This is a genomic window from Ruegeria sp. HKCCA4633 (genome assembly GCF_013034605.1).
Classification (GTDB): domain Bacteria; phylum Pseudomonadota; class Alphaproteobacteria; order Rhodobacterales; family Rhodobacteraceae; genus Ruegeria.
Map to the genome: position 1 here is coordinate 26,171 of NZ_WQGJ01000004.1, position 26,291 is coordinate 52,461.

Here is a 26,291-nt window from a genome sequence, read left to right on the forward strand (position 1 = left end):
TCAGTCGAATTCTGGCTCGTCCCGGTGCGTATCGCGCACGGCATAGGCTGTGTCCTGTGCCTTGCTCAGCGTCCACCGGATGCGGGTCGCATACTCCATTGCGCGGCCAGATAGAACGATCTGTTTTGTCGCGCGCGGCTTTAAACGCCCCTTTTCAAGGTAAACGCTTGGCTCGACGGACAATTTTCCAATGCCATCATGGCGGAAAACCCAGATTTCGCCGCTTTTAAGGGCCATGGACACCGCCGCCCCGCCCAAATCCAGCGCCGCATCCACGTCCGGATGCAGGTGAAAACGGATATCATACCCGATCCCCTTGAGCCCTGAAGCGTCCATAGCCTTGTCGAACTGGCGCTTTGCCTTGTCGGTCGCAGTCAGCAGAATATCCTCGACTGCAAGTTCGCGCCCATCAAATCGCAACTCAAAGGTCCGCGCATGAGTCAGGCCGAACACTTTGGCATACCCGTCATGACCAGCCATGAAGCGGACACCCTCAAACGCGTCTTCGAAATCGACAGGCACATCCTGCGGCGCATCCACCAACGCCTGACTTTCGCGGCCCGGCAATGGATTTGCCAGCCGCGCGCTGGAAAACCCATCCAGACACAAGGTTGAATGCGACGGCGTCGCCCGCCCTGCGCGGCGCCATTCCAGGCCAAAACTGGCCCCTGATCCGCAATTCACGATCAACGGCCGCCGGCCCGAGGTCAGTTCGAATGCCAATGTGGACGCGTGCGCGTTGAACGAAGCGGCACCTTTGGGCGGCGCACTGGCATCTACAATCACAGTGGTGCGTGCAGCAGACAAGCGCGCGTAGCCCATAGGCAATTCGGTCGCTGCCTTATGCTTGACGCCACTTTGTGCCAAGGCCTGTTCCAGACGCCCCTCGACTCCGCGTCCACCACCGTGGAATCGTGCCAAAGCGCCATCCGCATGGCGGAGGCTGCGCAAGGTCGGTGCAATCCGCTTGATTGCATTGACCTGCGCGACGGGCGCACCGCGCCCCAGATCGTTCAGCGCCGCGGTTGTCCAACTGAGCAGTGTGAAAACTTCCAGCAACTCCTCCGGGTTGCGCGTGGGGATCCCCCCCTGCGCGTCCACCTGACGATCGCATTCGCTGGCAAGAGCCCGCAGGGCAGGATCGGCCATCTGCTCCAACCCTTCCAACGCCAAACCGGCTTGTACCAATCCGGCCAGAGCCTCGAATCGGGGTAGGCCCGGCGTCGCCGCCGGCCAGCGTTTGGACAGGAACCATGTCTGTTGTGCCAGCGAGCGGAAGAACAGCCTGCTTTGCTTTTCATCCACCCCACGCAGCAGAAAGATCGCGTGGTTGATCCAGCGCATGACCCGCCGACCAGTCAGGTCAGGCACCCAACCGGGGCCCTGCCCGCGACCATGCGCTTCGATCCAGCCCCAGACCCAGCGTTGCGCCTTTTCCCGCGCGCGCATGTCTCCGACTGCGGCCAGATCATCCAGCCACGCAAAGCCGTGGCGTTCATCATCGAAACCTGCGCTGGGGGCGACGACGTCCCAGAGCCCGGTATCTTCGGCCTCGACCAGATATCCGGCAAACAAGAGGTTTCCGGCAACCAATTGCCGTCCACGTGCGAACGACCCGACAGTGCGCGGATCGGGCTGTGCGACAAATCCCGTGACCGCCTTTTGCCGCTGGCTCAGGCGCGCGTAGAAACGGTTCTGAAACCGCATCCATCGACTGGTCATGGTGTCCGAGTTCGACATGTCTCGCGTTACTCTGCCCCTTGCGCTCTGCTGGCGCTTGAGACCCAACGATAGACCGCGTCGATCGTCAAGTCATCGAAAAGCGTGCGCTTAGGCGGATTTGTTCAGACAGGCGATATAGAACCCGTCCATACCACCCTGATCCGCCCAATAATCGGGCCGCAGCCGCAGACCGCCTTCTTCCGTCATCCAATCCGTATCAACACCCGCTATGTTCACTGCGTCGCGATCCACGCTCATGTCCGGATACATCTCAAGCGCCTCTTCAATCTGCACTTCGCCTTCGTCCGGCAACAATGAACAGGTGCAATAAACCAAACGCCCACCGGGTTTCAGCAAACCCCATGCATGGGCCAACATCTGCGTCTGAAGCTCGATCAAACCGCCGAATTCGGACCCATCCTTGGCAAAGGGCAAATCCGGGTGCCGCCGGATCGTACCTGTGGCCGAACACGGCGCGTCCAGCAGGATCGCGTCATACTGACCTTCATGTTCCAGCGCATCCCCGACAATGACCTTCGCCGTCAGACCCGTCCTTTGCAGGTTTTCGCGCACCCGCTCCATCCGAGCTTCTGAAACATCCAACGCCGTAACGTCCGCTCCTGCCGCAGCCAATTGCATCGTTTTGCCACCGGGAGCAGCGCAAAGGTCCAAAACCGTCTCGCCCGCTTTGGGTGCCAGAACGCGAACGGGCAAAGCCGCCGCCGCATCCTGCACCCACCAGTCCCCGGCTTTGTATCCCGGTAGGGTCGAAACCTGACCGGCATCCTGCAGACGAATTGAGCCTGTCGGCAGCACATCGCCCGAGGGACCTATCCCCCCCCGCTTCACGGTAAGATCAAGCGGTGCACCTGCGAAATGCGCCTGCTCCATCCCGGCCACGGCATCCGCGCCCCACGCCATAGTCAGGGGATTGCGAAGCCATTCCGGCAAGCGCGGGACTCGCATTTTGGGCCAGGCTTCAGGGCCTTCGGCTGCCACTTTGCGCAGAACCGCATTCACCAGGCCCTTAAGACGCCCGTGCTTGCGCGAGCGGCTAATGATCTCGACCAAAGAATTCACCACACCATGCGCGGCTTCTCCGTTACAAAGCTCGACTGTGCCCAGCCTAAGCGCGTTATGGACTGTTAGGGCGGGTGTGCGGTTCAAGTGATTGTCCAACAACCTGTCGGCGCGTTCCAGGCCGCGCAAGGTCTCTGACGCCAACCGTTGAGCCCGCGCGCGATCTTCGGGACCCAGCCGGTCCAATGCACCCGCTGCGAGACATTCGGACAACAGGCGACCCTCACCCAGAACCTGATCGAGCAGATAGATTGCGCTGCGCCGTGCTGCTGTTGCGCTGTTTGCCATGGTACCGCCTTACTGTGACTTGCGCCCGCATTGCCAATGGCGGACGCGGGCGTATATCAAGACACAGCACGGAAAGGAACCCGATGTCATGAGTGACGACCGCAAAGATTTGCCCCCCGCCGCCCGGCGCGCGCTGGCCGAAGCGGAAGAACGCCGACGCAAGTCCGAAGCCGAAGCCAAGGCGTTGCCCAAAGAACTGGGCGGGCGCGACGGACCTGACCCCGCCCGCTATGGTGATTGGGAAAAGAAAGGCATCGCCATTGATTTCTAGGCGCTCAGCCGCGCAGTGCCTTGAGGAAGTCGCCTATCAAAGCGCGCTGTTTCTTGGATGTCGCCCGGTCTTCGGGCCATGTCAGCCAGTACCCTTCTTTTGTTTGCAGCTCAGGTTGGTCCAGTCTGCGCAGCCGCCGCTCTTGAAGATCGGCAGAAGCCAGCGGAACTGACCCCAACACCACACCAAGGCCGCGCCGCGCCGCCGAGATTGCGTGCTCCATTGAATCAAAACTGATTTGGGAAGTCGGTACATCCTTCTTATCGCATTTCTGACACCATTCCCGCCACCCCGGGCGCTCACCACGCAGATCGATCAAAGGCGCACCCCATTCAACGTCGGGGGCCGCCATGGGCACAAGAACCTCGCGCGCGATCAAGGCCGCATCGCGCCCGGCCCACATACCGCGGCCATATCGGATTTGCAGCCAGGTCCGTTCTTCATCCAACGAAGACCGACGTGCGACCGAGTCGGTCATCACCTGCACTTTGGGTCTCAACTGGTGAAAGACAGGTAGAGCAGGCAGTACCAGCGCATGAATATTGGATGACAACCCGGCCACCCGCAACTCACGCGGGGACTTGCCGAACAGATCCTCTGTGTTGCGCTCCAACGCCTGCAGGCTGTCTTGCACCAAAGGCAAATAGCTCTCGCCTTCTACCGTCAGCGACACACCCCGCGCTTCGCGCACGAACAGGGATCGGCCCAACCAAGCCTCAAGGTTTCCGATCCGCTGGCTGACAGCGGCCTGCGTCAAACCAAACTCTTTGGCCGCAGCCGAGAACCCGCCCAAACGCCCTGCGGCCTCGAACACGCGCAGCCAGTCCAGCGGCGGTAATCCCACCTTTTTCTTAGCCATAAGATTTTCCAAGCCTCAGACGAAATAAGGATTAATTGTCGTAATGCCATGAACGGCGTATCTGCTCAACCAAAGCTCGCGCCGAACAGGAGATCCCCAATGCTGCGCACCGCTACTCATGACACCAACGTCGTGACCGTGACTTTCACCGACGATAGCCAAGCCCGCTTTCACGCCATCTGGCTGCGTGACAACGCGCTGGACCCGGACACCCGCGCGCCCGGCAACGGTCAGCGCCTGATCACTATCGGGGACATCCCCGCCAACATTTCGGTCAGCGCTGCCGATGTGTTGAACGGCGACCTCGTGATCACCTTCCAGCCCGAGGGCAAGACAGTGACCTTCCCTGCCGACTGGCTGGCCGATCACAGTTATGACAGCGCACAAGCCGCCGAGTTCGGCCGCATCGCCACCGGTATCACCACCTGGGAACGTGGCATCGACGCCCCCAGCGGAGATTGGAACGAGGTCCACGCCAGCCCGGTTGCTAAGCGCAATTGGCTAGCGGCGGTGGCCGAGTTAGGGTTTGCCAAGCTGACAGGCGGCCCAACCGAACCGGAATCGCTGCTGAAGGTGGCCGATCTGTTTGGCTATGTCCGCGAGACCAATTATGGCCCCTATTTCGAAGTGCGGACCGAGGTGAACCCCACCAACCTCGCCTATACCGGGCTTGGGTTGCAGGCCCATACCGATAACCCCTACCGCGACCCGGTGCCGACGCTGCAAATTCTGTATTGTCTGGAGAATTCAGCCGAAGGCGGTGACAGCATCGTGGTCGACGGCTTCCGCGCCGCCGAGAAGCTGCGCGATCAGAACCCCGAGGGTTTTGCCCTGTTGGCCGGCTTCCCGGCGCGGTTCGAATACAAGGGCTCGGACGGCGTCTGCCTGCGGTCGCGGCGCCCAATGATCGAACTGTCGCCAGATGGCGAACTGATCGGAATCCGTTTCAACAACCGCTCCTCCGCGCCGTTCGTCGATATCCCCTTTGAGAAGATGGAAGCCTATTACGCTGCCTACCGCCAATTGGGTGGAATCATCGACGACCCGGCGATGGGCGTGTCGTTCAAGCTGGAACCGGGCGAAAGCTTTATCGTCGACAACACACGCGTGCTGCACGCGCGTCTGGGCTATTCCGGTGCAGGCTCACGCTGGTTGCAGGGATGCTATGCTGACAAGGATGGATTGCTGTCCACACTCGCCGCGATGGAAATAACACAACCGGAGGCGGCTGAATGAAACCCGATTTCTCGACCCTGAACAGGGACAATATCGTGGCCTTCATCGGTGACATCTTCGAACGTCGCGGCGGCGAGGAGTACTTAGGCGAACCCGTCACCATGGCCCAACATATGCTGCAAGGGGCCACCATCGCCAAGCAGAACGGCCAGCCAGAGGAAATCATCGTCGGTGCACTTCTGCACGACATCGGGCATTTTACGTCCGAATTCGGCACTTATCACCCCGACGATACCGAAGACCGCCATCACGAAGACGCAGGCGCTGAGGTACTGGAACAGTTCTTCCCCTCGGTCATCACCGATTGCTGCCGCTATCACGTGGCGGCCAAACGGTATCTTTGCGCCACCAAGCCCGAGTACTTTCAACGCCTGTCGACTGCCTCGGTCCACACGCTGGAACTGCAGGGCGGCCCGATGAGCGCGGAAGAGGTTGTCGCATTCGAATCCAACCCAAACCTGAAAGAGATCATTCAGGTTCGCTATCTGGATGAGGCCGGTAAACGCGCGGATATGGAGACCCCCGATTTCCCCTATTTTGCACCCATGGTGCAGCGCATGGTCGACAAACATCTGGGCACGTCGTGACTGCACCTGAATACATCTTCGAGGCCAGTTCCAAGCCCTCGCTACCCTGGCACGAAGTTCCTCTGATCCGCGCAACAGATCAGACGGTCAAAGGCTATGGCTGTCTGGTCGATGACCCCGAGACCTTTGAAATCGAGATAGTCCGCTGGCCGCAACAAGGTTGGCGCCCCATCGACGAAGGCACCGGCGACGAAGGCGGCTGGGTCGAAGGCACGTTCAAATGTGACTGGCGAGGCGACGTGCTGTATGGCGAGAACGAAGCCGTCAAAGGGCATTACGTTCTTGGCTGGTCCACGGATCCGCAAACCGCGCAGACGGATCGGCAAACCGCGCCCCGTGATCAGGTGTTGCTCTGGCACATGAACTATCACCCCGACGGCGGTCAGATGTTTTGGCCTTTGGACAAAAAACCCTTCATCGTCCCCGCGGCCCTGCCCGGTGACAACCTGACGCCCGACAAGGTGGTGGCGTTCTGGTGCGACGGCTCGCGTGGCCTCTATATCCACCCGGGCATCTGGCACGAGGGGATATTCCCGGTCGAAGATGACCAACGATTCCTCGACCGGCAGGGTGCAGTTCACGCACGGGTCAGCGCGGATATCGGGAAAGAGTTCGGTGTGTACCTGGCCTGCCCATTGCGCGAAGACAGGATCAAGGGCTTTTAACCAAAGCCCCTTGATGCCCTGACCCTTTGCGCACGATCCAAATCTGCACAGCCAGCAAATAGGGCACGTAGAACGCAAAGTTCTGAACCAGATCGAAAGGGCCCGAGAAGTCGGGCTCTGACCCCAGCCCGCCGGTCAGCAGATACCACAGCGTGTAATGCACCCGGTAGAGCCATGATCCCAGCGCCAGCCAGAACAGCCGCAGCCCCCAGGCCCAGTGCCCCGCGCGGTCATTGCAAAGCGCCATGCGCGCCACCATCAAGGCTGCGGTGAACAGGCAAATCCCATATAGGAAAAACGCGGCAGACATCACCGGCCCACCAATCGTGCCTCGCAAAGGGATATAAGTCATCCCCGCCATCCCGGTCACAAGAGCCAGCGCGACCAGCACAGCACCCAAGGCGCGGTGAAACCAGTTGAAGCGCTGCCGAAGGGCGCGGACCAGTTGCAGCGGCACCAGCGTTACCAACACCGTTCCGGCAAAGATATGTAGAATCATCGCCGCGTTGCCGACGCTCTGACCGTCCGCAAACAAATAGCTTTGCGCAGGCGCATCATGCGACAGGCCGACGCCGATCATACCAAACCCGTGCGCCACAAACGGCAGCAGCGTCAGATAAAATAGTGCCAGCAGGACACCAGTTGCCAGACCGGAACGACGTAAACGCATAGATCAGAGCTTAGCGCCAACAATTCGGGCGTCTATGGCTTACAACCCCAGTACGTCCACCATGTCATACTGCCCGGGTGTCTTGCCTTGACCCCATAGTGCGGCCTTGAGGGCACCACGGGCAAAGATTGCACGATCACTGGCCAAATGGCGCAGGACGATGCGTTCTCCGGGGGCAGCGAACAGCACATCATGTTCACCAACGATATCGCCGCCGCGAATGGCGTGGAAGCCGATATCACCCCGCTTGCGCGCACCGGTGATGCCATCACGGCCTCGATCAGACACATCCGCCAATCTGACGCCGCGCCCCTCGGCAGCGGCCTCACCCAGCATCAGCGCTGTGCCCGAGGGCGCGTCGACCTTGTGGTGGTGGTGGCCTTCGATGATCTCGATATCGAAATCTTCATCCAATGCGGCAGCGACTTTCTTGGTCAGTTGCACCAGCAGGTTCACACCAAGGCTCATATTGCCCGCCCGCACGATCACGGCGTGGCGTGATGCCGGTTCAAGTGACGCGATTTGTTCGTCGGACATGCCCGTAGTGCCGATGACATGAACACAACGCGCCTGCGCAGCCAGAGCGGCAAATTCCAAAGTCGCTTCGGGCGCGGTGAAATCGATCACCGCCTGCGCTTGCGCAAACGCCTCCAGCGGATCGTCAGTGACGGTGACGCCCAGCGCCTGACCACCCATGGCCGTGCCCACATCCTGATCGATCCAATCGTGACCCTTGCGCTCGACCACGCCAACCAGACGCGCCTGATCACTGTCGGTGACAGTCTTGATCAGCATCTGCCCCATGCGGCCCGAAGCCCCTGTGATAACGATCCCCGGAATATGGGTCATTGCGCTGGTCCTTTTCGCTAAGTCGGCTCAAAGCCTCCTACCCCGTTCGCGCCCGCTTGGCAAAGCCCCGCTTTGGGCTTAGATCGGGGATATGGCAAAGAACAAATTCCACGATGGCCCCGGCCCGTCCCAACGACAGCTGCGTGTCGGCGAACTGATACGTCGCACCCTGTCCGAAGTTCTGGCGCGCGGAGATGTCCACGACCCCGACCTGAACCGCATGTCGATCACCGTGGGTGAGGTCCGTACCTCGCCCGATCTCAAAATCGCCACGGCCTATGTGCTGCCGTTGGGCGGCAAAGGGCAAGAGGACGTGATCGACCTGCTGGCCCGCAATAAAGGTGAATTACGACGCGTGATCGGCAAGAAACTGAACCTGAAGTTCTCGCCCGATCTGCGGTTCCGTCTGGATGACACGTTTGACCGTCTGGACGACACCCGCCGCATGTTCCAGCAGGACGCGGTGCGCCGCGATCTGGACGAGTGATCCGTACTTTAACAACATTGGGCGCGATTTTGTGGGCCGCGCAAGCCTCTGCGGTTACGTGTGAAAAGGTTACTCACGACGGTCTGCGCTACACCGTCTGCGAGGTCGATGCGACTGCAGCGGATCTGCGCCTGTTTCTGAATGGTGAAGACGGCGAAGTGTTGGGGCATTTCTCATCGGTTAACGAGACGCTTGAACCCGAGGGCAAACGGCTGGCCTTTGCGATGAACGCCGGCATGTATCACGACGACCGCTCGCCCGTCGGCCATTATGTCGAAGATGGGCAGGAGCAGATGCGGGTAATCGCGAACCCCGGCCCCGGCAATTTCGGCCTGCTGCCCAATGGCGTTTTCTGCATCCGCAACGGGCGCGCCGATGTGTTCGAGACGCTGGATTTCGTGGATCAAACACCGGACTGCCGCTTTGCCACCCAATCCGGCCCGATGCTGGTGATCGACGGCGAGCTGCACCCGCGCTTTCTGCCCGATTCGACCTCGCGCTATATCCGCAACGGTGTTGGCACCAGTGCCAATGGCGCGCGGGCCGTTTTTGCGATCTCAGAAGATTATGTCACCTTCCACGAATTCGGCAGACTGTTTCGCGATGTTCTGAACACCCCAAACGCGCTGTTTCTGGACGGCAATATCTCACGAATGTATGACCGCGCAGGCAACCGTTCGGATCTGGGATTCTCGTTGGGACCGATTGTGGGTGTAGTTGAGGACATGCCTGCAAATTGACAGGGCGGGTGTGATCCGTTAACCCGCGCGCCTCAGCAAAAGGCAAGGTGCAAGATGGGACGCAAACGCAAGGGTCGCGACATTTCCGGTTGGCTGGTTGTGGACAAGCCTGCGGGCATGACCTCGACCGCTGTGGTCAACAAGGTGCGTTGGGCGATGGATGCCAAAAAGGCGGGCCATGCGGGCACACTGGACCCCGAAGCAACCGGCGTTCTGGCCGTGGCTTTGGGCGAGGCAACAAAGACCGTTCCCTATATCACCGATGCGCTGAAGGCTTACACGTTCACCGTGCGTTTGGGTCAAGCCACCAATACCGACGATGCCGAGGGCGAAGTGATCTCAAGCAGCGATGCGCGCCCTTCGGATGAGGACATCAAACAGGCGCTGACCCCGTTTTTGGGCGACATCATGCAGGTTCCGCCTAAGTTTTCTGCCGTGAAGATCGACGGCCAGCGCGCCTATAAACTGGCGCGCGATGGCGAGGATGTGGAACTGACCGCTCGGCCCCTTTGGGTCGAGGAACTGATCCTTGTCGACCGCCCCGATGAAGACCACGTGGTGTTGGAAATGACCTGCGGCAAAGGTGGCTATGTGCGCTCAATCGCGCGCGATCTGGGTGAGGCACTGGGATGCCACGGGCATGTCAAGGAACTGCGCCGCATCTGGTCCGGCCCGTTTGAGGCCGAAGATGGCCTGACCATCGAACAGATCGACGATATGGCCAAGACAACCGCGCTGGACGCGTATCTGCACCCGCTGGAAACCGGCCTGTCGGACCTGCCCGAATTGAAATGCACCCCGGAGGGCGCCACCCGCCTGCGCAACGGCAATCCCGGCATGGTGATGGCATCAGACGTCGAATACGGCGATGAAGCCTGGGCCTCGTTGGACGGCAAGGCGGTGGCTGTGGGAATCTACAAATCAGGCGAGCTGCATCCGAGCCGGGTGTTCGTCGCCTAACTCACGTGTTAGGCGGTTGGCATGATCACCCGAACACATACCAAGGGCGATGCGCCCTCGACCGCCATCTATTCCGATTGCGAGAAGTATCGCTATAGCCTGACCCGCGTCTGGGATCCAAAGGGGCAGAAGGCATTGTTTGTGATGCTGAACCCCTCGACCGCGACTGAGGCAGTAAATGACCCTACGGTGGAACGCTGCGAGCGCCGCGCGCGGGCCTTGGGGTTTGGCGCGTTTCAGGTGACCAACATCTTTGCCTGGCGCGACACTGACCCGCGCAAGATGCGCGCTGCCACTGATCCAGTGGGACCAGAAAATGACAGGGCGATTCTGGATGGCGTGGACTGGGCCGATCGGGTCATTGCCGCCTGGGGCACCCACGGCGCACATCTGGACCGTGGCCCGGCAGTTGAACAGTTGTTGCGTCAGACGGGTCAACCCCTGTTCCATTTGGGTCTGACCAAAGACGGCCACCCCAAGCACCCCCTTTACATCGCCTACACTCAACAGCCTGAGCAGTGGTGATAAAGTATTAACCCTTTCAACAACTTATCTTTGACGCTGCTGCCTGCAGAATGAGACAATCCCCTCGGAGTTTTCTGCCATCGGAGGGTGCCATGTTTCTGGCCGGATTGATCGGACTGGCCGCCATCGGCGGTGCAGCTTACGCGATGAGCGACATGCTGATCGAAGACGAGGACGTGTCAGATGACATTCCCGAAGATGAGCCGCGATCCGAAGCCGAAACCGGGGAATTCCTGGATATCGGCGAAAATGTCGAAGACCCCGTCGAAACCGAAGTCGAACCCCTGTCCACCGGTATCGTCCTTTCCGAATTCGAAGGCGATCTGGTCATTGCCGGAGAAGACGGCCCGGACATCATCACCGGAGGGGACGGCGTGGATCAGATCAACGGCTATGGCGGTGACGATACGATCCACGGGGGCCAGGGGGATGACGTCCTGCATGGCAGCGACGGGATGGATACCATCTATGGCGGGCCGGACAACGATGTCCTGCATGGCGAAGCGGATGACGACCTGCTGTTTGGCGACATGGGCGATGACGCTCTGTTCGGACATTTCGGAAACGATGTTCTGGACGGTGGTGACGGGGAAGACGAGCTTTATGGCGGTCAGGGTGACGATACTTTGGACGGCGGGGCCGGTGACGACGCATTGCAAGGCGGCTTCGGGGATGACGTTCTGGTCGGAGCGGCGGGCGAAGATGCAATCTTTGGCGGCGATGGGGACGACTTTGTGTTCGGCATCGAAGAGGGTGCGGCCGAACAGGATTTTCTGAACGGCGGGGATGGTGATGACACTATTATTGCAGGGGACGGGGATGTTGTGACAGGCGGCCAGGGCGCGGATGACATCGTGCTGAGCCCGGGAGAAGACGATGTTACCGTCATGGGCTTCCAGCCCGGCGAGGACAAACTGCTTGTCACCTGGGAAGAAGAGACTGAACCCGAAATTTCGGTAGAACGCGACAGTGACAACACCAACCTGACGCATGTGATCATCAACGGTCAGGAGGTGGCGCAGGTATACGGGGCAGAAGAATTGACTGTCGCCGATATTCAACTGATTTCAGAAGCGCAACTGGCACAGTATGGTCAGATGATCTGAGGCCGCAGATTCCCTTTGCCATTTGACAAAATTCCGCTTATACGCGCCCATCCGCATCGGAATCGGTGCGGTTTTCTCCATGGGCCTGTGCTGGACGACATCCCGGCCTGCGCCATCAACTCTAACCTTTGAAGGAGACCCCGATGTCGATCACTGCCGCTGAAAAAGCACGCGTCATGCAAGAATTCGCAACCAAAGAAGGCGACACCGGTTCGCCTGAAGTACAGGTTGCCATCCTGACCTCGCGCATCAACACCCTGACCGAGCACTTCAAGACCCACAAAAAAGACAACCACGGTCGTCGCGGTCTGCTGAAAATGGTCGCCCAGCGCCGTAAGCTGCTGGACTACCTGAAAGGCAAAGAAGAAGCGCGTTACCAGGACCTGATCAAAAAGCTGGGCATCCGCCGCTAAAGTCGGACCGCACCGCTTTGAGATTTCAGACGCCCGCCACTTTGGCGGGCGTTTTTCTTTTTCTAGGGCCGCCAAGCTGCCGTTCGCTGCATTTGCGGCATGGGTCTTAAAAAATGGTAGCTATGTGCAAACAACAAACATTCATCGCCTACGGATAGCTCATATCAACTTTTGGTCGGTTTTGTTGCTGACCGGAACGCTGTTTTTTGCTGTCGCTCAAAAAAGCTATAGCTGAATAAGCGAAGGCTAACCTGACGGATCGACACTTCAAGTTGCTAATCTTGCGTCCGTTTCGACCGGTGTGTTTTTCTTTTCTAGTTCTTTCTCAATCCGTTCCAGTAGCGCTTTGGAAACTTGATTTTCGGCGTGCAAATGCATGAAACGAGACGAAAAGAACAGCCCAATTACGATAACCAAAACCGATACAATGCTGGAAACAACAGTTAGAATCCACGCTGTTGAACTAGCGCTGGTTTGAGCATCTTCGGCACTTTGTAGTGCAGCAGAAGAATTATTTTTAACATCTTCCAACGCATCGTTTAATGCAGATGAAACCTCAATCGCTTCTAGCAATTCATCACGCAAAACACCCGTGGCTTCCACAGCAGTTTCGAGCTCGGAAATGCGATCTTCCAGCAAACGAAATTCATTCATTGAAGATTCAAGCCTATTGAGTTCTTCTGCCAACTCGGCATGCGATGCTCGGCTACCGTTTGCGATTTCATCTATGCGCCCATTTAACGATGTAAATAAAGTGCGTAGAGCTTCGCCACTAAAGGTAGTTTCTTGCGCACTGGCGAACGGCGCAAACATAGACAGAGCAACTAGAATAATTGCTGAAAATTTCATCAAATATCTCAACGGGCTTCTCCCTTAGTTACTTGATCACAGGCACCGAAAGTTGTTCGATCAGGCTGTCCTCGATTGCCGCGGGCTGCGTATAGGCCTGAAAGACAAAACTACCTTCGAGGTCCTTCCAAACTGTGACTTCAATATGCCAGCGTGTAACAGGAACGGTTTGGGACGGTCGCCAGCGATAAGCTGGCACATCCGGGTAAGATGCAACCAGCGTCTCCGTGCCATCCGGCGAGACATGTAGCCATCGAAGATAGATGTCTGGGTGCTGGCGAGCACCATCTGGAGCCCATGTCAAATCCGAATACACGTGAAGAACTTCCGTACCCAAAGCAGTGAATTCGATTTTGTCCAATGGGGTGCAAGACCGGAACTGACCTGATCGGTAGTTTTGACAAATCTTGAAGAATGCAGTGTCCGCTTCAGCAGACAAAGGGATAAGAAAAAAGAGCAAGCCAGTCCAAAAGAACTTTAACGTCATCACAATACCCAACCTGAATCGTCTTGGTTTTTGGTCCCTAAAACCTGTCTTACACATTAGACTGCGGCTATCAGTTATTTCAGTAATGTTAATGCTGTCTCGGGTCACACGAGCATCATGACGGAAGCCGACTTTAGGTTTGGGGTTTTGTTCGCTCGCCAGCCAACCGATACCTGATTTTGAACGTCCGGAACCTGCAGTTTGCAACTTGCCTCACAGTCAAATCCTCAATGTTCGGTGAAGGTCCGATAAGGGACTCAAAACGCCCGCCAAATGGCGGGCGTTTCGTTGTTTTCGCGCGTAGAACTTACATCTTCGCCTTCTCCGACTTTAGCGCCAGCCACAGGCAGTAGCACATTATCAGGACCACTAGCGTGAACGGTATCCCTGTTGAAACCGCAGCACCCTGCAGGGCGGACAACCCGCCTCCAAGCAGCAGGGCGATGGCCACCAGGCCTTCGAGCGTGCACCAGAACACGCGCTGTACAACTGGCGCATCCATCTTGCCGCCCGCCGTAATCGTATCGATTACCAGCGAACCCGAGTCGGACGAGGTGACAAAGAACACCACGATCAGGATCAACGCGATGGGCGCGACGATGCCATAAAGCGGCAGCTCTTTCAGGAAGCCGAACAGCGCGCCTTCGGGGGCGTAGCTGTCGATCACGGTGGCGCGGACACCTTCCGCTCCGCCTGCGTTCAGCATGTCGATGGCTGCACCGCCGAAGGTCGACATCCACAGGGCGCAGACTGCCGTCGGGGCCAGCAGCGCGCAGAGGATGAACTCTCGCACCGTGCGTCCCTTGGAGATGCGGGCGATGAACATGCCTACAAACGGCGACCATGCGATCCACCAGGCCCAGTAGAAGGTCGTCCAGCCGTGGAAATAGCTGGTGTCTTCTCGCCCGAACGGGTTCGACAGCGCCGGAAGGTGCGTCACGTAATCCACCATCACGTTGAAATACCGCGCGATGGCTGTGCCAACGCCGGTGACAACAATGACGAAAAGGAACAGGCCCACAGCCATGATCATGTTGATCTCACTCAGCCGTTTCACGCCTGCATCCATGCCCATAAGGACTGATCCCAGCGCGATCATGGTGATGCCGATGATCAGCAGCACGGTCACGGTCGGACTGGGTTCGATGCCGAACACCTCGTTCAGCCCCGCCGCAACTTGCTGCGCCCCAAGACCCAAAGAGGTCGTCAGGCCGAACAACGTCGCAAACACCGCAAGCGTGTCGATGATATGGCCCCACCAGCCCCAGACACGCTCGCCCAGGATTGGATAAAAGGCCGAGCGCAGGGTCAGTGGCAGATTCAGGTTATAGGCAAAAATCGCAAGGCTCAGACCCACAGCGGCATAGACCGCCCAGCCTTCCAGCCCCCAATGATGGATTGTGCCGACGATGCCGATGTATTCATTGCCCGGAACGGCAATATCAATGCCCAAGGGCCGCGCATTCCCGCTTTCGGCAAAGTTATAATAGACCGGCTCCATCACGCCAAAGAACAGCAGACCGATACCAATACCGGCGGCGAACATCATCGCGATCCATCCGGCATAGGAATAGTCAGGCTTGGCATCCTTGCCGCCGATCCGAACACTGCCGACCGGCAGAATGATCAGAACCAGACAAAACAGGGTAATTGCGTCGACCGAAAGAACCAGGAACCAGTCAAACGTGCTGGTCAGCCAGGGCCGGAGCCAGCCGAAGAAAGAAGCCGCAGCCTCTTGGTTGGCCAATGCGATCAGAACGAACGCAAAGATCAAAATACTCGAGATCAGAAAGACCGGGTTGTGAATATCCAGACCAAATGGCCGGACGTTATCCTGACCCAGCTCATATTCCGTTTCGAAGTCGTAAATCCGGGGGTCCGGATCCAGCATCTTCTTTGTTTGTGCCATTCGATTGCCCTTCTGTTCGCTTTTTGCAAACGCCAAGGTATTCGGTCGGCGGACGGTTATGAGATAGTTACCCCCTTGGCGCGTTTCCGTCATTTCGACCGCAGGCTGGTTCGTAAGAGCTTATACAGCCTTGCTATTTTTTCAATTGCATTCGATCTCACCTATGTTAGCGATAAAATTTTTTTGCGATTTATTATCCCCTGCCCGGAAAAAACGCCCTGTTTCACGACGTTCAGTTTCATGCCCTGACCTGAAAATTACGTACAAAAGGAAAGCTTCGATCTGTCTCAGCATGATCCGGCCGCCGGATGCGGTTTCTCTTTCCTTCCAACGCATTCTCATGTATGCGCGCGTTATCTGAGACGTTGTGCCCTGACCCTGGCACTCGAATGGAAGATAAAGTGGGGTCGGCGGCAATGGGGCCGCCATGCAAACCGGAGACCCGCAGGGGCGGGAGTGCTCCGTTCTAGGATACGCATATGTTTGATGTAACGAAGAAATCGATTCAGTGGGGCGAAGAGACGCTGACACTGGAAACCGGCAAGGTTGCCCGTCAGGCCGACGGCACCGTGATTGCCACGCTGGGCGAAACCAGCGTCATGGCCAACGTGACCTTTGCCAAGCAACAAAAGCCCGGTCAGGACTTTTTCCCGCTGACCGTACACTACCAAGAAAAATACTATGCCGCCGGTAAGGTTCCGGGTGGCTTCTTCAAGCGCGAAGCGCGCCCGACCGAAAAAGAGACGCTGACCGCGCGTCTAATCGACCGTCCGATCCGCCCGCTGTTCGTTGACGGCTTCAAGAACGAAGTTCTGGTGATGTGCACCGTGCTGTCCCACGATCTGGTCAATGACCCCGACATCGTTGCAATGATCGCTGCTTCGGCTGCACTGACCATTTCGGGTGCCCCGTTCATGGGCCCGATCGCTGGTGCCCGTGTTGGTTTCGTGGATGGCGAATACGTCCTGAACCCGACCGTGGACGATATGCAGGACCTGCGCCTGAACCCCGAACAGCGTCTGGACCTGGTTGTGGCCGGTACCAAAGACGCCGTGATGATGGTGGAGTCGGAAGCTTATGAACTGTCCGAAGCCGAAATGCTGGGCGCCGTGACCTTTGCGCATGAGCAAATCCAGCCGGTCATCGACCTGATCATCTCGTTGGCCGAAGAAACCGCGAAAGAGCCGTTTGAGTTCGTCGCTCCCGATTACTCGGAGCTGTACGCCGCTGTTTCCGCTGCCGGTGAAGAACAGATGCGCGCCGCCTTCGCGATCACCGACAAGCAAGAGCGCACCGCAGCTGTTGCCGCTGCCCGTGAAGCGATCAAAGAAGCGCTGACCGAGGAACAGCTGGAAGACGCCAATCTTGGCTCGGCGATGAAAAAGCTGGAAGCCGGTATTCTGCGCGGTGACGTCGTCAAAGGCGGCAAGCGCATCGACGGTCGTTCGACCACCGATGTGCGCGCCATCGAAGCCGAAACCTCGCTGCTGCCCCGGACCCACGGTTCCGCCCTGTTCACCCGTGGTGAGACACAGGCGCTGGCTGTAACCACGCTGGGCACCGGTGACGACGAACAGTTCATCGACGCGCTGCATGGCAACTTCAAATCGAACTTCCTGCTGCACTACAACTTCCCTCCATATTCGGTGGGTGAAGTTGGCCGCGTTGGTTCGCCCGGCCGTCGTGAAATCGGCCACGGCAAGCTGGCATGGCGCGCGCTGCAAGCGGTTCTGCCTGCGCCAACCGACTTCCCCTATACCGTTCGCGTGGTGTCGGAGATCACGGAATCCAACGGTTCCTCCTCGATGGCTTCTGTCTGCGGTGGTTCGCTGTCGATGATGGACGCAGGTGTTCCGCTGAAAGCACCGGTTGCCGGTGTGGCCATGGGTCTGATCCTGGAAGATGATGGCGACTATGCTGTTCTGACCGACATTCTGGGTGATGAAGACCACCTGGGCGACATGGACTTCAAAGTGGCAGGTACCGAAAACGGCATCACCTCGCTGCAGATGGACATCAAGGTCGCAGGTATCACCCCGCAGATCATGGAAACCGCTCTGGCACAGGCCAAAGAGGGCCGGATGCACATTCTGGGCGAGATGGGCAAAGCCCTGTCCGAGACCAACGAATTCTCGGTCCACGCCCCGCGCATCGAAACCATGAACATCCCGACCGATAAGATCCGCGAAGTGATCGGCTCGGGCGGTAAGGTCATCCGCGAGATCGTGGAAACCTCGGGTGCTAAGGTCGACATCAACGACGACGGTGTCATCAAGATCGCATCGCCCGACGGTGAATCGATCCAGAAGGCTTATGACATGATCTATTCGATCGTGGCCGAACCGGAAGAAGGTCAGATCTACACCGGTAAAGTGGTCAAGATCGTCGATTTCGGCGCCTTCGTGAACTTCTTTGGCAAGCGCGACGGTCTGGTCCACGTGTCCCAGATCGAAAATCGCCGCCTGAACCATCCGTCAGACGTTCTGAAGGAAGGTCAGGAAGTGAAGGTCAAGCTGCTGGGCTTTGACGATCGCGGCAAGGTCCGCCTGTCGATGAAAGTCGTCGATCAGGAAACCGGCGAAGAGGTCGTTCCCGAGAAGAAAGAAAAGAAAGAAGACGCAGAGTAATCTGTAACTTTCTTCAAGCTCGAAAGGCCCCGGCACTGTCCGGGGTCTTTTTTGTTTGGAGATGTCATCAATCACGCCCCCATACTCTGGCCTTGGTAAATCAACCATTAACGATTCTTAAACGTATTAGCACAACCTTAAGGGTAATTTTGTTGCTCTTAGGGATGTTGTGCGACCGTGGCCACGATTACCGTCTATGAAATCAGTGCAGACCCGTTCAGCACGCGCAACGTCGATATCACGGCCGCGTATTCTGTTGAAGTAACTGATAACGACGCGATCCTGGATGACCCGGACCCCGACAGCACCCAATTGGATCTTTCCGGGCTGCCGGGCTTTACCGCCTCGTCTCAGAATTTCAGTACGTTCGAGACATATTCCGGAACGATCAACGGCGCGCCTGTCAGTTTCACCCTGATCCAGTTCAGCAACCCGCGCTATATCATCGTCACTTCGGGGCAGGCTGCGCTGAATGACACCATCGAAGACACCAGCTTTGGCGGCACCGCAACTTCTACCCCGTATCAGAGCCTACCCTCTTTCGTGTGTTTCACCACGGGGTCGCTGATCCTGACGCCCTCCGGGCAGCGCCAGGTGGAAGAACTGGTACCGGGGGATCCTGTCCTGACCACAGATGGGCGCATCCGGCCAGTGCGCTGGATCGGGCGACGGCATTTGTCGACGCAAGAGCTGCGTTCGTCTCCGCATCTGTGCCCAGTGCGCTTGAAGGCGGGCTGTTTCGGGCAAAACGCCCCCACGCGCGATCTGCTGGTGTCGCCGCAACATCGGGTCGCCGTGACATCAGCGATGATGGAGCTGATGCATGGCGAGACCGTGATGCTGACCCCGGCAAAGGCGTTGATCAACGGGCAAAGCATTGTACAGGACCTGCCTGCGCAGGGGGTCGAATATGTTCACATCCTTTTAGATCAGCATGAGCTGGTGAATGTCGAAGGGATCTGGTCCGAATCCTTCTATCCCGGCGACACGACCCTCAGTGCGATGGAACCTGCCACCCTGCGCAGGTTGTTCGACCTGTTCCCAGACCTGTCGCGCGGCGCGCAAGATTACGGGCCAACGGTACTGCCGGTTCTAAAACCCTTTGAGGCCGAAATTCTGAAATCAGAGCTGATGGTTCCAAATTGGCAGACAAGTCCAAACCTGCAGAAGAGGGCCGCCTGACATCATCTAGTGAAAGACGCCACTCGGCCCATGTTTCAGGACGTGCCATTGGCCATAACTGTCTTTCAAATCCAGCTTGATCGCCGCATCTGCGCGTGTTGTGGCGCTGCCGATCTCGGCCACAGAGAATTCGATGCCCCCGGGAATTTCGATGCGTACGCGATGCGCGCCCCCGCCATGTGGGGCTTCTATGGGACGACCCGTCGAGCTCAGCACATCTCCGATGGACACGTGGGCAGTACGCTCTTCCATGTCCATCTCGAACTCAATCGGCAAATAGAGAGTCTCGTGCACCTTATCGCACATGGCACGGAACACGTACCAATGCGTCGCCATCTCTTCTGTTTCTTCTCCATGAAAGACCTTTTCCAGCGCAGCGCGCTGCGCAGGGCTCGCCGCAGGATCAACAATCACCTGCATTTCCCCGCCACCTTCGAAAATCGGCCCTGGCCAGGCATAAATCAGAGCAGCTTTGGCACCGCAAAGATCAGTGTCGCCAAAATGCCCCTTGCCAATCTCAAGCACCTCGAAGCCCCGGCAATCCCCATGCGTGGGCAGTTCTTCGAATTGGCAGGGACAAGCATAACCGCAATTGCAGTTACCGAAGCTTTCTCCTTCAACATACCAATCTGTAAACGCCATGGTTCTCTCCTGCAAAGTACAGTGAAATCCCGATGGCCTTCGCCTGTGGAACAGCCCCCTTCAGCCATACTAGCACATCCCTGCGCAGATCAGAAACCAACCTGCTGCTGTCGAGCGACAACAATTTGATAAAGCGAATTATTCTATCACACGGACCCAATTTAGAGTGATCCGATGTGACCGCCCAAGCCCTTTCCATGCAACGCCAGACACACGATTTACGTGTGGAAACGTTTTGGAACAAAGGACATGATCATGGTTAGTCGTTTCATCCTGACCTCCGCCGCCCTGATGCTGGGCTCAACTGCAGCAACCGCGCAAAGCCTGGGTGACGGCACCTATGTTCAAGGCTTCATTGGCTACAGTCAGTTGCAGGACAGCAATTTCTCTGGCGCGATTGGCGGCGCGACCCAATCTGTCGATACGGATTTTGATGCAGGTTTTGGCCTGGGTGTGGCTATCGGTAAAGAGATCCCGCAGTGGTCCAACGACACGGTCGGAACGCGTATTGAACTGGAATTATCATACCGCGAAAGCGACGTGGATGGTGTAAATTTCTCGGGCAACGGTCCGGCACCGGAAGGCAATATTTCCGGCGACGTGTCGCAAACTTCGCTCTTTGCCAACGTGCTGTTCGACTTCAAACAATCCGGTGCGCTGACCCCGTTTGCAGGCTTTGGTCTGGGCGCGACTTATTCGGATCTGGATTTTGCTTACGGCCCCGGTGTGGCGCTGGATGACAGCGACACTGCTTTTGCGGCTCAGGTGATCGCTGGCGTGGCTTATGACATCAACCCGTCAACCGCCCTTACCGTAGACGCCCGCTATGCCCGCGCCTTTGATGTGTCGTCGCAGCGGTTGGCCCCGAACGGCGCTTTGACGGGAACGGTTGAAGACGACCTGGATACATTCAGCGTTAACTTCGGGCTTCGTTACAAGTTTTGATAAAATCGGGGGTTAGGTTTCTCTCCGGTTTCCCTTCCCCGTTATGCCCTCGCGCCTCTGGTGCGGGGGCATTCTGAAAAAATCGACAAAATAAAGCGCAGATCAAACATTCTGCGGATTGCCATGCGATCAGCAACCGCCAGTTGCATCCGACGCTAAACACATTTTGGGAAAAATTCCTATAGACGCGATTGGGGAGCCAACGGCCCCCCAACTTTCAGCCCGCCTTAGGACGGTGCTTTGGTCTTGCGCAGATATGGGAAGATCGTCTCAAACTCGCCAAACTTGGCCTTGGCATCTTCGTTGGAAACGGTCGGCGGGATAATTACGTCCTCGCCCGGAACCCAATTGGCCGGTGTCGCAACACCCTTGGCTGACATCTGCAGCCCGTCCAGCGCACGCAGGATCTCGGCAAAGTTCCGGCCCACGGTCATCGGATAGGTCATCGACAGCTTCAGTTGCTTGTCCGGGCCGATGATGAAGACTGAACGCACAGTGGCGCTGTCTGCAGGAGTGCGACCGTCCGGCAGATACGCTTCAGCGGGCAGCATATCGAAGGCTTTGGACACAGCCAGTCCGTCATCGGCGATGATCGGGAAACCAGGATTGGCTTTGCCGTATTCTTCGATGTCTTTTTTCCACTTCTTGTGGTCCTCGACCCCGTCGACCGAAACACCGATCACCTTGGTGTTGCGCGCAGCCCATTCGTCATTCAGTTGCGCAACGGCAGAAAACTCGGTGGTGCAAACAGGCGTGAAATCCTTTGGGTGCGAGAACAGAATGGCCCAGCTGTCGCCGATCCAGTCGTGAAACTGAACGGTACCCTGATCCGTTTCTGCTGTGAAATTTGGGACGGTATCGTTGATGCGCAAACCCATGGGGCATCTCCTTTCCTGTTAAAAACCTGAGTCGGTTGCTTGGAACCTAATCACTTTGCGCGCAGGTTAAACCATCCTATGCGTCTAGGGATAAGGAATTTACAGACCTCCCAAGAAAATAATTTGATCAAATTCACTATTGCCCAGTCTAAGTATGGGTGACAGAGTGTGTCCGAAACACCGATTTAAGGCTGAACCTTCAGGAGGGCGCACGATGATCGAAAAACGGGATTTCTATATTAACGGTCATTGGGTCGCGCCGTCGCAGCCCAATGATTTCGAGGTCATAAACCCCTCGACCGAAGAACCCTGCGCAGTGATTTCGCTTGGCGCGGAAGCCGACACAAATGCAGCCGTCGCGGCGGCCAAGGCCGCCCTTCCCGGCTGGATGGAAACCCCGGTGGAAACCCGCATAGCGCTGGTTGAAAAACTGGTGGATCTTTATGCGGCGCGGTCCGAGGATCTGGCGCAAGCCATGTCGCTTGAGATGGGGGCGCCCATCGATCTGGCCCGTTCGGCGCAGGCTGGGGCGGGCATCTACCATCTGAAGAACTTCATTCGCGCTGCCAAAGCATTCGAGTTTGAGCGCCCGCTTGGAGATCACGCACCAAATGACCGGATCATTTACGAGGCTGTTGGCGTTGCCGCGCTGATCACACCCTGGAACTGGCCTATGAACCAGATCACGCTCAAGGTCGGCGCGGCGGCAATTGCGGGCTGTACGATGGTTTTGAAACCGTCAGAACAAAGCCCGTTGAACGCGATGATCTTTGCCGAGATGATGGACGAGGCAGGCTTCCCACCCGGTGTGTTCAATCTGGTCAACGGTGACGGGGTGGGCGTTGGCTCTCAGCTATCGGGCCATAAGGATGTCGATATGGTCAGCTTTACCGGCTCAACCCGTGCTGGCACGGCGATTTCGAAGAACGCAGCCGAGACGCTCAAAAAAGTGCATCTGGAATTGGGCGGCAAAGGTGCCAATGTGGTCTTTGAGGACGCCGACGAGAAGGCGGTCAAACGCGGCGTGCTGCACATGATGCAAAACACCGGCCAAAGCTGTAACGCCCCCAGCCGGATGCTTGTTCAACGCCCGATCTACGACAAGGCAGTGGAAACGGCGGCCGAGGTTGCAAACATGGTCAAGGTTGGTCCCGCAATGGAAGAGGGCCGCCATATCGGTCCGGTGGTGAATGAGGTTCAGTGGACCAAGATTCAGGATCTGATTCAAAAGGGCATTGACGAAGGCGCGCGTTTGGTCGCCGGTGGCACCGGACGGCCCGAGGGGCTGAACAAGGGCTACTATGTCCGCCCGACGGTTTTTGCCGACGCCAACAACCAGATGACCATCGCACGCGAAGAGATCTTTGGTCCGGTTCTGACCATGATCCCCTTCGACACCGAAGAAGAAGCCATCGAGATAGCCAACGACACGCCCTATGGCCTGACCAACTATGTTCAGACCCAAGACGGCGCGCGAGCCAATCGCATGGCGCGGGTCTTACGCTCGGGCATGGTTGAAATGAATGGTCAATCACGCAGCGCGGGCTCTCCGTTCGGCGGCATGAAGCAATCTGGCAACGGGCGCGAAGGCGGTGTCTTTGGTCTGGAAGACTTTCTGGAAATCAAAGCCGTCGGCGGCTGGGCTGCAGAATAAGCCAGATTGCAACGTGAACCAAGCGTGAGGCACCTTAGGATGCCTCACTCTATGACTCAGGCATCCGCCTGAGCAGCTTCGTACGCCAGCATGGCCCGCTTTACCGGTAGGCCCCAGTGATAGCCGCCAAGGCCACCCGATTTGCGCAGCGCGCGGTGACAGGGGATCAACCAACTAACCGGGTTACGCCCAACTGCCGTTCCCACCGCACGCACGGCTTGTGGCGAGCCTACGCGCTGCGCGATCTCGGAATAGGTGGTGACTTGTCCTGATGGGATATGCATCAACGCTTCCCACACTTTGATCTGCAGGGGCGATCCGATCAGGTAAAGCGGCGTTGGTTCCAACCGGTCGCTGGCAGCCCCAAAAGCGCTGAGCACCCAAGGACGCAAACGCATCGGATCCTCGACGAAATCCGCTTTGGGCCAGCGCGAAATCATGTCCTCCATCGCGGCCTCTTCCCCGGTCTCTGCCCCAAAGGCCATGCCGCAGATACCTTTGTCTGTTCCCATGACAAGCGCAGGACCAAAGGGGCATTCGAACCAACCCCAATAGATCGTGAGACCTTCACCCTTGCGGGCGTATTCGCCGGGACTCATGGATTCCCATTTCAGGAACAAATCATGCAGGCGTCCGCTGCCCGAGAGGCCAACGTTATGTGCCGTTTCCAGCGTGGTGAATCGTTCCCGCAGTAATGCCTTTGCATGGCCTAGTGTCAGGTACTGCTGGTATCTCTTCGGTGACACCCCAGTCCAACGCGAGAACAGACGTTGGAAATGGGCCGGGCTCATATCCATCTGGTGGGCCAGCTCATCAAGGCTAAGGCCCTCGCCGCCCTGATCGATCAGATCGATCGCGCGGCGCATGACGTTGTAGTGGTATCCGCTTTCCGGGGTCTGGACATTCATGGTTCCACCTCATTTCCTGACAAAACCATAGCGCGCAGGCCACGCCCAAGCGACCCGGAACTTGCGCATTGGCTTTGGGCTTGTGTCACGGGACCTTGGGCGGCATTAAGGCCCGGATGGCAAAGCAACTCGATTATCATACGATCCGCGAGATCTTTACGCGCTTTCAGGACGCCGACCGCGAACCCAAGGGCGAGCTGGAGCATGTGAACGTCTATACCCTGGTCGTGGCCGTGGCGCTGTCGGCGCAAGCGACCGACGCTGGCGTCAACAAAGCCACGCGCGAGCTGTTCAAGATCGCCGACACACCACAAAAGATGCTGGACCTGGGCGAACAGGGTCTGATCGAACATATCAAGACCATAGGCCTGTTCCGCCAAAAGGCGAAGAATGTCATCAAACTCAGCCGAATTCTGGTCGAGGACTATGATGGCGAGGTGCCCAACTCACGCGCCGCGTTGCAATCCCTACCCGGTGTAGGCCGCAAGACGGCCAATGTGGTGCTGAACATGTGGTGGCGGCAACCCGCGCAGGCGGTTGATACGCACATCTTTCGCGTAGGCAACCGAACCGGCATTTGCCCCGGCAAGGACGTAGACGCAGTCGAGCGCGCCATCGAAGACAACATACCTGCTGACTTTCAACTACATGCGCATCACTGGCTGATCCTGCATGGCCGGTACCATTGCAAGGCACGCAAGCCGCAATGCCCGACCTGCATCATCCGTGATCTCTGTCGATTCGAGGACAAAACCCAATGAAAACTTACCAACTGACCGGCATCGGAAATGCCGTCGTAGACGTGATTTCCCAGGCCGACGACAGTTTCCTGGAACTGATGGGCATCGAGAAAGGCATCATGCAGCTGATCGAGCAGGAGCGCGGTGAAGTTCTCTATGCCTCGATGGAAGGCCGCGTGCAGACGCCTGGCGGTTCGGTCGCCAACACGATTGCAGGTGCCGGTGCCCTTGGACTGGACGCCGCTTTTATCGGGCGCGTGCATGACGACGCGCTGGGGCGGTTCTATGCGGATGCGATGAACGAAGACGGCGTTGACTTCGTGAACCCCCCGGTCGCGGGAGGAGAGCTGCCGACCTCGCGTTCGATGATCTTTGTGTCGCCCGATGGCGAGCGGTCGATGAACACTTATCTGGGGATTTCGTCCGAGCTGTCTTCGCAGGACGTTTCGGATGATGTTGCAGGCAACAGCCAGATCATGTTCCTCGAAGGTTATCTGTTCGACAAAGAAAAAGGCAAAGCCGCGTTTCTTGAAGCTGCACGTGCCTGTCATAAGGGTGGTGGCAAGGCCGGTATCGCCATTTCCGACCCGTTCTGCGTGGAACGTCACCGGGTCGATTTCCTGTTGCTGATCGAGAATGAGCTGGATTTCGTGATCGGCAACGAGGCCGAGATCAAATCTCTGTTCGAAACCGACGACTTGGAGGAAGCGCTGGCCAAAACAGCCGCAATCTGTCCGCTGGTGGTCTGCACCCGGTCAGGCGACGGTGTCACTGTTCTGAGTGGTGACAACCGCATTGACGTGCCGGTTGAAAAGATTGTGCCCGTGGATGCAACAGGTGCTGGCGATCAGTTTGCTGCGGGCTTCCTGTTTGGCATGGCCACAGGTCGAGATTACGAGACTTGTGCAAAGATCGGCAATGTCTGTGCCCGCGAAGTCATCAGCCATATCGGTCCGCGCCCCGAGGCAAACATGCAGGAATTGCTGCGCGCCGAAGGGTTGCTCTGACCTCG

General features: G+C 57.8%; 27 protein-coding genes. 16 read left to right on the plus strand and 11 right to left on the minus strand.

The window, feature by feature from the left end:
- Together GOV85_RS11420 and GOV85_RS11425 are read right to left on the minus strand one after the other, a co-directional pair.
- On the minus strand, positions 1 to 1,740 hold the full coding sequence (locus tag GOV85_RS11420) for a heparinase II/III family protein (protein ID WP_171178187.1): 1,740 nt from the start codon (positions 1,738 to 1,740) through the stop codon (positions 1 to 3).
- A gap of 90 nt (positions 1,741 to 1,830) precedes the next feature.
- Positions 1,831 to 3,090, minus strand: coding sequence for an RsmB/NOP family class I SAM-dependent RNA methyltransferase (locus GOV85_RS11425; protein ID WP_171178190.1), 1,260 nt, complete (start codon positions 3,088 to 3,090; stop codon positions 1,831 to 1,833).
- Positions 3,091 to 3,178: 88 nt separating this feature from the next.
- Between GOV85_RS11425 and GOV85_RS11430 the strand changes: the two genes are divergently transcribed.
- Positions 3,179 to 3,361 (plus strand): DUF1674 domain-containing protein, encoded by a 183-nt coding sequence (locus GOV85_RS11430; RefSeq protein ID WP_171178192.1) that lies wholly within the window; start codon positions 3,179 to 3,181, stop codon positions 3,359 to 3,361.
- A 4-nt stretch (positions 3,362 to 3,365) separates the two neighbouring features.
- Here GOV85_RS11430 and GOV85_RS11435 read toward each other — a convergent pair whose 3' ends face one another.
- Positions 3,366 to 4,220 carry a LysR family transcriptional regulator gene (locus GOV85_RS11435; RefSeq protein WP_171178194.1) on the minus strand — a complete coding sequence of 285 codons (855 nt, stop codon included), beginning with the start codon at positions 4,218 to 4,220 and terminating at the stop codon, positions 3,366 to 3,368.
- A gap of 99 nt (positions 4,221 to 4,319) precedes the next feature.
- On the opposite strand from GOV85_RS11435, the gene GOV85_RS11440 reads away from it, so the two are divergent.
- Genes GOV85_RS11440 through GOV85_RS21780 form a run of 3 tightly spaced genes read left to right on the plus strand, consistent with a single transcriptional unit; the run spans position 4,320 to position 6,708 of the window.
- A complete protein-coding gene (locus tag GOV85_RS11440) occupies positions 4,320 to 5,456 on the plus strand; it encodes a TauD/TfdA family dioxygenase (RefSeq protein WP_171178204.1) in 1,137 nt (378 codons plus the stop codon).
- A complete protein-coding gene (locus GOV85_RS11445; RefSeq protein WP_171178206.1) occupies positions 5,453 to 6,043 on the plus strand; it encodes an HD domain-containing protein in 591 nt (196 codons plus the stop codon). The genes GOV85_RS11440 and GOV85_RS11445 overlap by 4 nt, the downstream gene beginning before the upstream one ends.
- Positions 6,040 to 6,708: an ureidoglycolate lyase gene (locus GOV85_RS21780; RefSeq protein ID WP_171178208.1), complete on the plus strand. Its 669-nt coding sequence runs from the start codon at positions 6,040 to 6,042 to the stop codon at positions 6,706 to 6,708. Before GOV85_RS11445 ends, GOV85_RS21780 begins: the two co-directional genes overlap by 4 nt.
- Here GOV85_RS21780 and GOV85_RS11455 read toward each other — a convergent pair.
- Positions 6,695 to 7,378, minus strand: a complete 684-nt coding sequence (locus GOV85_RS11455; RefSeq protein WP_171178210.1) for a DUF2306 domain-containing protein — start codon at positions 7,376 to 7,378, stop codon at positions 6,695 to 6,697. The genes GOV85_RS21780 and GOV85_RS11455 overlap by 14 nt on opposite strands.
- A 39-nt stretch (positions 7,379 to 7,417) precedes the next feature.
- A complete protein-coding gene (dapB, locus tag GOV85_RS11460) occupies positions 7,418 to 8,227 on the minus strand; it encodes a 4-hydroxy-tetrahydrodipicolinate reductase (RefSeq protein WP_171178212.1) in 810 nt (269 codons plus the stop codon).
- Between the two features lie 91 nt (positions 8,228 to 8,318).
- Here dapB and rbfA point away from each other — a divergent pair, with 91 nt between their 5' ends.
- The 6 genes from rbfA to rpsO all read left to right on the plus strand — a co-directional run bounded on the left by rbfA (position 8,319) and on the right by rpsO (position 12,458).
- On the plus strand, positions 8,319 to 8,714 hold the full coding sequence (gene rbfA / locus GOV85_RS11465) for a 30S ribosome-binding factor RbfA (RefSeq protein WP_171093264.1): 396 nt from the start codon (positions 8,319 to 8,321) through the stop codon (positions 8,712 to 8,714).
- Positions 8,711 to 9,454: a phosphodiester glycosidase family protein gene (locus tag GOV85_RS11470; RefSeq protein ID WP_171178214.1), complete on the plus strand. Its 744-nt coding sequence runs from the start codon at positions 8,711 to 8,713 to the stop codon at positions 9,452 to 9,454. The genes rbfA and GOV85_RS11470 overlap by 4 nt, the downstream gene beginning before the upstream one ends.
- Before the next feature lie 54 nt (positions 9,455 to 9,508).
- Complete coding sequence (gene truB, locus GOV85_RS11475) at positions 9,509 to 10,414, plus strand: tRNA pseudouridine(55) synthase TruB (protein ID WP_171178217.1); 906 nt, start codon at positions 9,509 to 9,511, stop codon at positions 10,412 to 10,414.
- Positions 10,415 to 10,435: 21 nt separating this feature from the next.
- Positions 10,436 to 10,939, plus strand: coding sequence for a DUF1643 domain-containing protein (locus GOV85_RS11480; protein WP_171178220.1), 504 nt, complete (start codon positions 10,436 to 10,438; stop codon positions 10,937 to 10,939).
- Between the two features lie 92 nt (positions 10,940 to 11,031).
- A complete protein-coding gene (locus GOV85_RS11485) occupies positions 11,032 to 12,045 on the plus strand; it encodes a calcium-binding protein (RefSeq protein ID WP_171178222.1) in 1,014 nt (337 codons plus the stop codon).
- Between the two features lie 143 nt (positions 12,046 to 12,188).
- Positions 12,189 to 12,458: a 30S ribosomal protein S15 gene (gene rpsO / locus GOV85_RS11490; RefSeq protein WP_170329634.1), complete on the plus strand. Its 270-nt coding sequence runs from the start codon at positions 12,189 to 12,191 to the stop codon at positions 12,456 to 12,458.
- 267 nt (positions 12,459 to 12,725) lie between these two features.
- Here rpsO and GOV85_RS11495 read toward each other — a convergent pair whose 3' ends face one another.
- The 3 genes from GOV85_RS11495 to GOV85_RS11505 all read right to left on the minus strand — a co-directional run bounded on the left by GOV85_RS11495 (position 12,726) and on the right by GOV85_RS11505 (position 15,703).
- Entirely contained in the window at positions 12,726 to 13,307 is a 582-nt protein-coding gene (locus GOV85_RS11495; protein ID WP_171178224.1) for a hypothetical protein, read from the minus strand.
- Positions 13,308 to 13,335: 28 nt separating this feature from the next.
- Positions 13,336 to 14,001: a hypothetical protein gene (locus GOV85_RS11500; RefSeq protein WP_171178226.1), complete on the minus strand. Its 666-nt coding sequence runs from the start codon at positions 13,999 to 14,001 to the stop codon at positions 13,336 to 13,338.
- A gap of 100 nt (positions 14,002 to 14,101) precedes the next feature.
- On the minus strand, positions 14,102 to 15,703 hold the full coding sequence (locus GOV85_RS11505; RefSeq protein ID WP_171178228.1) for a BCCT family transporter: 1,602 nt from the start codon (positions 15,701 to 15,703) through the stop codon (positions 14,102 to 14,104).
- 479 nt (positions 15,704 to 16,182) lie between these two features.
- Between GOV85_RS11505 and pnp the strand changes: the two genes are divergently transcribed.
- Both pnp and GOV85_RS11515 read left to right on the plus strand, forming a co-directional pair.
- A complete protein-coding gene (gene pnp / locus GOV85_RS11510) occupies positions 16,183 to 18,330 on the plus strand; it encodes a polyribonucleotide nucleotidyltransferase (protein WP_171178230.1) in 2,148 nt (715 codons plus the stop codon).
- 177 nt (positions 18,331 to 18,507) lie between these two features.
- On the plus strand, positions 18,508 to 19,512 hold the full coding sequence (locus GOV85_RS11515; protein WP_171178232.1) for a Hint domain-containing protein: 1,005 nt from the start codon (positions 18,508 to 18,510) through the stop codon (positions 19,510 to 19,512).
- Between the two features lie 6 nt (positions 19,513 to 19,518).
- On the opposite strand, the gene GOV85_RS11520 is transcribed toward GOV85_RS11515, so the two are convergent.
- The gene (locus tag GOV85_RS11520; RefSeq protein ID WP_171178234.1) at positions 19,519 to 20,154 is read right to left on the minus strand and encodes a DUF1326 domain-containing protein; all 636 of its coding nucleotides are present in this window, start codon (positions 20,152 to 20,154) and stop codon (positions 19,519 to 19,521) included.
- Positions 20,155 to 20,409: 255 nt separating this feature from the next.
- Here GOV85_RS11520 and GOV85_RS11525 point away from each other — a divergent pair, with 255 nt between their 5' ends.
- Positions 20,410 to 21,099, plus strand: coding sequence for an outer membrane protein (locus GOV85_RS11525; protein WP_171178236.1), 690 nt, complete (start codon positions 20,410 to 20,412; stop codon positions 21,097 to 21,099).
- A gap of 227 nt (positions 21,100 to 21,326) precedes the next feature.
- On the opposite strand, the gene GOV85_RS11530 is transcribed toward GOV85_RS11525, so the two are convergent.
- Positions 21,327 to 21,977 carry a peroxiredoxin gene (locus GOV85_RS11530; protein WP_039543105.1) on the minus strand — a complete coding sequence of 217 codons (651 nt, stop codon included), beginning with the start codon at positions 21,975 to 21,977 and terminating at the stop codon, positions 21,327 to 21,329.
- 214 nt (positions 21,978 to 22,191) lie between these two features.
- Here GOV85_RS11530 and GOV85_RS11535 point away from each other — a divergent pair, with 214 nt between their 5' ends.
- On the plus strand, positions 22,192 to 23,631 hold the full coding sequence (locus tag GOV85_RS11535) for an aldehyde dehydrogenase family protein (protein WP_171178238.1): 1,440 nt from the start codon (positions 22,192 to 22,194) through the stop codon (positions 23,629 to 23,631).
- A gap of 56 nt (positions 23,632 to 23,687) precedes the next feature.
- On the opposite strand, the gene GOV85_RS11540 is transcribed toward GOV85_RS11535, so the two are convergent.
- Entirely contained in the window at positions 23,688 to 24,539 is an 852-nt protein-coding gene (locus GOV85_RS11540) for a bifunctional helix-turn-helix domain-containing protein/methylated-DNA--[protein]-cysteine S-methyltransferase (RefSeq protein WP_171178240.1), read from the minus strand.
- 116 nt (positions 24,540 to 24,655) lie between these two features.
- Here GOV85_RS11540 and nth point away from each other — a divergent pair, with 116 nt between their 5' ends.
- On the plus strand, positions 24,656 to 25,300 hold the full coding sequence (gene nth / locus GOV85_RS11545) for an endonuclease III (RefSeq protein WP_171178242.1): 645 nt from the start codon (positions 24,656 to 24,658) through the stop codon (positions 25,298 to 25,300).
- Positions 25,297 to 26,286, plus strand: a complete 990-nt coding sequence (locus tag GOV85_RS11550) for an adenosine kinase (RefSeq protein ID WP_171178243.1) — start codon at positions 25,297 to 25,299, stop codon at positions 26,284 to 26,286. The genes nth and GOV85_RS11550 overlap by 4 nt, the downstream gene beginning before the upstream one ends.
- Positions 26,287 to 26,291: the final 5 nt, after the last annotated feature.

Bases quoted from the DNA above. Each gene is read 5' to 3' on its own strand.
- GOV85_RS11420 (WP_171178187.1), bottom strand. From the start codon at position 1,740: ATGTCGAACTCGGACACCATGACCAGTCGATGGATGCGGTTTCAGAAC.
- GOV85_RS11425 (WP_171178190.1), bottom strand. From the start codon at position 3,090: ATGGCAAACAGCGCAACAGCAGCACGGCGCAGCGCAATCTATCTGCTC.
- GOV85_RS11430 (WP_171178192.1), top strand. From the start codon at position 3,179: ATGAGTGACGACCGCAAAGATTTGCCCCCCGCCGCCCGGCGCGCGCTG.
- GOV85_RS11435 (WP_171178194.1), bottom strand. From the start codon at position 4,220: ATGGCTAAGAAAAAGGTGGGATTACCGCCGCTGGACTGGCTGCGCGTG.
- GOV85_RS11440 (WP_171178204.1), top strand. From the start codon at position 4,320: ATGCTGCGCACCGCTACTCATGACACCAACGTCGTGACCGTGACTTTC.
- GOV85_RS11445 (WP_171178206.1), top strand. From the start codon at position 5,453: ATGAAACCCGATTTCTCGACCCTGAACAGGGACAATATCGTGGCCTTC.
- GOV85_RS11455 (WP_171178210.1), bottom strand. From the start codon at position 7,378: ATGCGTTTACGTCGTTCCGGTCTGGCAACTGGTGTCCTGCTGGCACTA.
- dapB (WP_171178212.1), bottom strand. From the start codon at position 8,227: ATGACCCATATTCCGGGGATCGTTATCACAGGGGCTTCGGGCCGCATG.
- rbfA (WP_171093264.1), top strand. From the start codon at position 8,319: ATGGCAAAGAACAAATTCCACGATGGCCCCGGCCCGTCCCAACGACAG.
- truB (WP_171178217.1), top strand. From the start codon at position 9,509: ATGGGACGCAAACGCAAGGGTCGCGACATTTCCGGTTGGCTGGTTGTG.
- GOV85_RS11480 (WP_171178220.1), top strand. From the start codon at position 10,436: ATGATCACCCGAACACATACCAAGGGCGATGCGCCCTCGACCGCCATC.
- GOV85_RS11485 (WP_171178222.1), top strand. From the start codon at position 11,032: ATGTTTCTGGCCGGATTGATCGGACTGGCCGCCATCGGCGGTGCAGCT.
- rpsO (WP_170329634.1), top strand. From the start codon at position 12,189: ATGTCGATCACTGCCGCTGAAAAAGCACGCGTCATGCAAGAATTCGCA.
- GOV85_RS11495 (WP_171178224.1), bottom strand. From the start codon at position 13,307: ATGAAATTTTCAGCAATTATTCTAGTTGCTCTGTCTATGTTTGCGCCG.
- GOV85_RS11505 (WP_171178228.1), bottom strand. From the start codon at position 15,703: ATGGCACAAACAAAGAAGATGCTGGATCCGGACCCCCGGATTTACGAC.
- pnp (WP_171178230.1), top strand. From the start codon at position 16,183: ATGTTTGATGTAACGAAGAAATCGATTCAGTGGGGCGAAGAGACGCTG.
- GOV85_RS11520 (WP_171178234.1), bottom strand. From the start codon at position 20,154: ATGGCGTTTACAGATTGGTATGTTGAAGGAGAAAGCTTCGGTAACTGC.
- GOV85_RS11525 (WP_171178236.1), top strand. From the start codon at position 20,410: ATGGTTAGTCGTTTCATCCTGACCTCCGCCGCCCTGATGCTGGGCTCA.
- GOV85_RS11530 (WP_039543105.1), bottom strand. From the start codon at position 21,977: ATGGGTTTGCGCATCAACGATACCGTCCCAAATTTCACAGCAGAAACG.
- GOV85_RS11535 (WP_171178238.1), top strand. From the start codon at position 22,192: ATGATCGAAAAACGGGATTTCTATATTAACGGTCATTGGGTCGCGCCG.
- GOV85_RS11540 (WP_171178240.1), bottom strand. From the start codon at position 24,539: ATGAATGTCCAGACCCCGGAAAGCGGATACCACTACAACGTCATGCGC.
- nth (WP_171178242.1), top strand. From the start codon at position 24,656: ATGGCAAAGCAACTCGATTATCATACGATCCGCGAGATCTTTACGCGC.
- GOV85_RS11550 (WP_171178243.1), top strand. From the start codon at position 25,297: ATGAAAACTTACCAACTGACCGGCATCGGAAATGCCGTCGTAGACGTG.